The sequence below is a fragment of the Thermodesulfovibrionales bacterium genome (assembly GCA_026417875.1).
Taxonomy (GTDB): domain Bacteria; phylum Nitrospirota; class Thermodesulfovibrionia; order Thermodesulfovibrionales; family CALJEL01; genus CALJEL01.
In genome coordinates this window covers 1-4,844 of the sequence record JAOACK010000087.1, presented here as the reverse complement: position 1 = coordinate 4,844, position 4,844 = coordinate 1, and the positions used below count along the sequence as shown (strand labels likewise).

Annotated in this window: 4 protein-coding genes; all 4 read right to left on the bottom strand. The window is 41.1% G+C overall.

Features of this window, described 5'->3' with window-relative positions:
• Nucleotides 1–864: hypothetical protein (locus N2257_10405; protein MCX7794794.1), on the bottom strand; the 864-nt coding region annotated here is incomplete at its 3' end.
• Between the two features lie 5 nt (nucleotides 865–869).
• Nucleotides 870–1,520 carry an adenylate kinase gene (locus N2257_10400; GenBank protein MCX7794793.1) on the bottom strand — a complete coding sequence of 217 codons (651 nt, stop codon included), beginning with the start codon at nucleotides 1,518–1,520 and terminating at the stop codon, nucleotides 870–872.
• Nucleotides 1,521–1,671: 151 nt separating this feature from the next.
• Nucleotides 1,672–2,652 carry an acetyl-CoA carboxylase carboxyltransferase subunit alpha gene (locus tag N2257_10395; GenBank protein ID MCX7794792.1) on the bottom strand — a complete coding sequence of 327 codons (981 nt, stop codon included), beginning with the start codon at nucleotides 2,650–2,652 and terminating at the stop codon, nucleotides 1,672–1,674.
• On the bottom strand, nucleotides 2,649–4,820 hold the full coding sequence (gene dnaE / locus N2257_10390; GenBank protein ID MCX7794791.1) for a DNA polymerase III subunit alpha: 2,172 nt from the start codon (nucleotides 4,818–4,820) through the stop codon (nucleotides 2,649–2,651). Before dnaE ends, N2257_10395 begins: the two co-directional genes overlap by 4 nt.
• Nucleotides 4,821–4,844 lie beyond the last annotated feature (24 nt).

Sequence of the window (4,844 nt, the reverse complement as noted above, 5' to 3'; positions counted from 1 at the left end):
GATAGAGGTCATGTGAGTTCCCTGCTTGAAATAACCATGCTCACCAAGGGCAGCATGGCTGAGGACTATTGCTTCATCTATATAGTCACCTTTACGCTTTTCTCCAACAACGCAGTTAACAAGAACACCGCACTCATGGGGATCCACATCAGACTGAGCCTCAAACCACGCTCCTTTCATTAGCCATTCATGCCCTGTATGAGGAACATTCCTAGTCTGGTGAGCAACTACACGTTTCCAGCCAAGTTCTTTAAATTTCTCCCTTGAGAGCGCAGGTGGATACCAGAATTTGTCAAAGGGTGGATTTATCCTTGGAGGATTGATAAGGGTAATTCTGCCACCAATGAATTTATCCTTATACTGATAGGTTCTCTTTACACCCGGGTGTTTTTCATCGTCTGTGCCATAGACACTCACAGCCATCAGCTTCTTGTCAAAGGAATAGATCTCTTCAACATCAAGAGTAGCAAAGGGCTGATTCTGGTATTTAAGAAGTATGGTAACTCCTTCTTTAATACCCATTGACCTGATCTCATCATCAGAGAGGTCGAAGACTATGGGTATGCTCCAGACATAACCACTTGCAAGGGTCATCTTCTTACATATATTTGCCACATCTGCCTCTTTCATGAATCCATCAAGAGGAGAGAAGAATCCATAGGCCATGCTTACAATTTCCCTTGCATGCTGATCCCTGATTGGAAGCTCAACCTTTGCCTTGCTTGCGAGCTTCCTTGCCTTTTCCCTGTCCTCAATAACCCTGTTAACTAATTTTCCACCATGAGGGGAGAGGGAGTTGTCAACTTTTGCTGCAGCCTTTTTTCTGGCAGCAGGAACCTTTTTTGTCGCCTTTTTCTTTGCCATAGGTTTTACCCCCTTTTCTCTAAGATTGAGATAATGTTATTAAATATGTCATCTATACTGCCTGTTCCAGGAACAGACTTGAGTATTCCTTTTTCTCTGTAATAACCGATAACAGGTGCCGTCTGGGCCTCATAAACCTCAAGTCTCTTGCGAATGGTTTCTTCCTTATCGTCTTCTCTCTGAAAGAGTTCGCCACCGCATTTATCACAGACGCCGTTTTTCTCAGGGGGACTGAAATATATGTTATACATCTGTCCACAGCTCTTACAAGTTCTTCTTCCAGTCAGTCTCTTCATGAGCTCATCAAATGGAACATCTATACTTATGGCAAAGTCAAGGGGAGAGTTCAATGAATTAAGCATCTCATCAAGTGCCTTAGCCTGAGCAACATTTCTTGGAAACCCATCAAGAATATAACCCGTTTTACAGTCATCTTCTTTGAGCCTTTCCCTGATAATACCTATGACAACGCTATCAGGTACAAGCTCTCCTCTGTCCATATAGGATTTTGCTTCCTTTCCAAGAGGTGTACCATCTGATACTGCTTTTCTCAGAATATCTCCTGTGGAGATCTGGGGAATGGAATATTTTTCAATCAGTTTCTTAGCCTGGGTTCCTTTTCCCGCACCTGGCGCACCTAACAGGACAAGCCTCATGATTGCCTCCATTTTAAAATTAAAAGCAGGATTAAAAATCAATCTACTATAAGACTATGACTTAGTTAAGTCAAATTCTTTTTTTTAATCAGACAATAAATTGTGCTTATTAATTAAAATTATTAACTCTGTTCCGGATGGAAATTCAGGATTAAAGGACCTCTCCTTCAAAAAACACTCCAATTTTTCTGAATTTTTTATACCTTTCATCAAGAAGTCTGCCTATAGGTTTCTGGGAAAGTTCCTCAAGGGTGGATACTATTGTCTTTTCAATCTCTGCTGCAACAGCCCGGACATCCTTGTGAGCACCTCCAAGGGGCTCTGGTATGATTCCATCAATGATCTTGTAATTCAAAAGGTCCTGGGCAGTGAGTTTAAGGGCATTAGCAGCCTTTGCATAATCATCCTGGCTGAGTTCTCCATCTTTTTTCCACAGGATGGCAGCGCAGCCCTCAGGTGAAATCACAGAATATACTGAATTTTCAAGCATAAATATCCTGTCAGCCACGCTTAGAGCAAGGGCACCACCGCTTCCGCCCTCGCCTATTACTATAGAGATTATGGGTACCTGAAGTCTGGCCATGGTCATGAGATTTGTTGCTATTGCCTCAGCCTGGCCTCTTTCTTCAGCCCCTATTCCTGGATAGGCACCAGGTGTATCAATAAAGGTGACAACTGGCATTTTGAATCTCTCAGCAAGTTTCATAACCCTAAGAGCCTTTCTGTACCCCTCTGGATGAGGTTGACCGAAATTCCTCTGAATTCTCTCCTTTGTTCCTCTGCCCTTTTGGTGACCTATAAGCATTACAGGTCTTTCATTTATAAAACAGGGACCACATACCACGGCCTGGTCATCACCGAAGAGCCGGTCACCATGAAGTTCAATAAAGTCCTTTGCAATTAAATTAATATAATCAAGGGTATAGGGTCTTTCAGGATGTCTTGCAATAAGGGTCTTCTGCCAGGGTGTGAGGTTTGAATATATTTCCCTTTTTAACTTCTCAGCCTTTTTTTCCAGCTCAGCAAGTTCCCTACTAAGATCAATATCCCGTCCATCTGAGAAAGCTCGCAATTCTTCTATCTTCAGTTCAAGTTCCTGAATGGGTCTTTCAAAATCAAAATAGTAACTCAAAGAATCACCTCCAGACTGTTTCTACCAAAAAGGTCCTCTATTAATCTTAGGAACCTTAAATCAGGAATAATAGAATAACTGCTCTGAATGGTAACAGTAAAATCAGGCATTATGACATTTATATAAAAGGGAAGTCCCTTCGCAGCAGAAAGGCTGAGGGATGAAGGCTGGCAGGTCTTTAGAAATTCAGCAAAGTTCTCAAACTTTTCCTTTCTGAATTCATCAGATTTGAGTTTTAATATAACCCTGGATGCTCTGAGAAGTGAATTCTTTATGAATGTATCAAAATCTTCTACCTCTCTGGCAATTATCTTAAAACCCTTTTCTGAAGACTCGGTATTACCTTTTACAACAATTATTGAGCCCTTTTCAAATAATTTGATGGATCTTTTGTACAATTCCGGGAAAACCACAGCCTCAAAAGAACCCTCCTCATCCTCAAGGGTGATAAAGGCCATTAATTCATTCTTTCCCTTAGTTTTGTGTTTTTTAAGTTCTAAAACAAGCCCTGCAACAAAAATCTCCTGAGAAAGGGAAGTATTTTTTGATTCCATAAATGATTTCAACTCTTCAGAACTTCTAAGTCCGAATGTCCTCAATATTGGCCTGAAGGGCTTTACGGGATGACCTGTAATATAAAATCCTAAAGCCTCCTTTTCGTAAGCAAGATTAAGAGCCTCTTCTGAAGAAGGATGCTGTAGTGAAGGAGAAACATCCCCTTGCTTTCCTTTCTCTCTTCTATCAGCACCAGTTTCTGAGCTCTCATTTACAACTGAAATGTCAAACATGCTTGGCTGAACAGATTGTAAAGGAGAGAGGTTTTTAGGTGATTGCTGTAATAAATCAAGCCTTGCAAGGGCATCCTTTCTTGAGATGCCCAGGGAATCAAAGGCACCTGCCTTTATAAGTGCCTCTATAACCTTTTTATTTAACTTTCTTGTACTGTCCTGAGAGCCATTGCCTCCGCGCTCAACCAACCTTTTTAAAAAATCCTCAAAGGAATCAAAGGGCTTTTTGCTCCTTTCTTCTTTAATTGATTCAATTGCTGCTTCACCAACTCCCTTTACTGCCTTAAGGCCGAATCTTATTGATCTGCCGTCAATAGTAAAGGCCTCTTCGCTCTTATTAATATCAGGTGGAAGTACTTCTATTCCCATCTCTCTGCATTCATTTATGAGTCTCAATATTTTATCAGTTTTATCAACCTCTGCTGTAAGAGAGGCAGCCATGAATTCAACTGGGTAATGTGCCTTTAGATAGGCAGTCTGGTATGCAACAAGGGCATAGGCTGCTGAATGAGATTTGTTGAAACCATAATTGCCAAAATACTCAATTAATTCAAAAAGCCTCCTTGCAATATCCTCTGAATATCCTCTCTCAACTGCACCATTTATGAATTTTGTTTTTAGTTCTTCCATTAAGAAAGGATCCTTCTTGGATATTGCCCTTCTTAAGATATCAGCCTGTCCAAGGGTGAATCCAGCAATCCTGTTCGATATCCTCATTACCTGTTCCTGATAAAGGATAACACCGTAGGTCTCATCCAGTATATCCTTCAATTCAGGCAGTTCGTACTTTACAGACACCAGACCTTTTTTTCTCTTTATAAAATCCTCCACCATACCGCTGCCCAGTGGCCCTGGTCTGTAAAGGGCAACAAGGGCAATAAGGTCATCAAACCTGTCCGGCTCCATTTTCATTAAAAGCTCCCTCATGCCAGAACTCTCAAGCTGAAAAACTCCAGCCGTTCTTCCGGAGGAAAGAAGTCTGTAAGTCTCTTTGTCATCAAGAGGGATATTGTTAATATCAAAATCCTTTTCTTTTTGCCTTATGTATTTCTGGGTTGTATCAATGATGGTTAGGGTATCAAGTCCGAGAAAATCAAACTTAAGAAGCCCTATCTTCTCAATAGATTCAAGGTCAAACTGTGTTGTTACTGTCTCATCACCCTTTGCACCTCTGTAAAGAGCGGTATATTCTGTAAGAGGCTGTGGAGCAATAACAACACCTGCAGCATGCACAGAGGCATGCCTTGCAAGACCTTCAAGTTTAATCGCAATATCAAGAAGCTCTTTAATCTGTGGATTACTCTCATAGGCCTCTTTAAGAGGTAGGGTTATCTCTATAGCTGTTTTTAAATTTATTTCCTTTGTGGCACTCACAGGTATGAGCTTTGCTATCCCTGTCTCTTA

What these genes read in the sequence shown, in the direction of transcription:
- N2257_10400 (MCX7794793.1), bottom strand. Translation starts at nt 1,520, where the DNA reads ATGAGGCTTGTCCTGTTAGGTGCGCCAGGTGCGGGAAAAGGAACCCAG.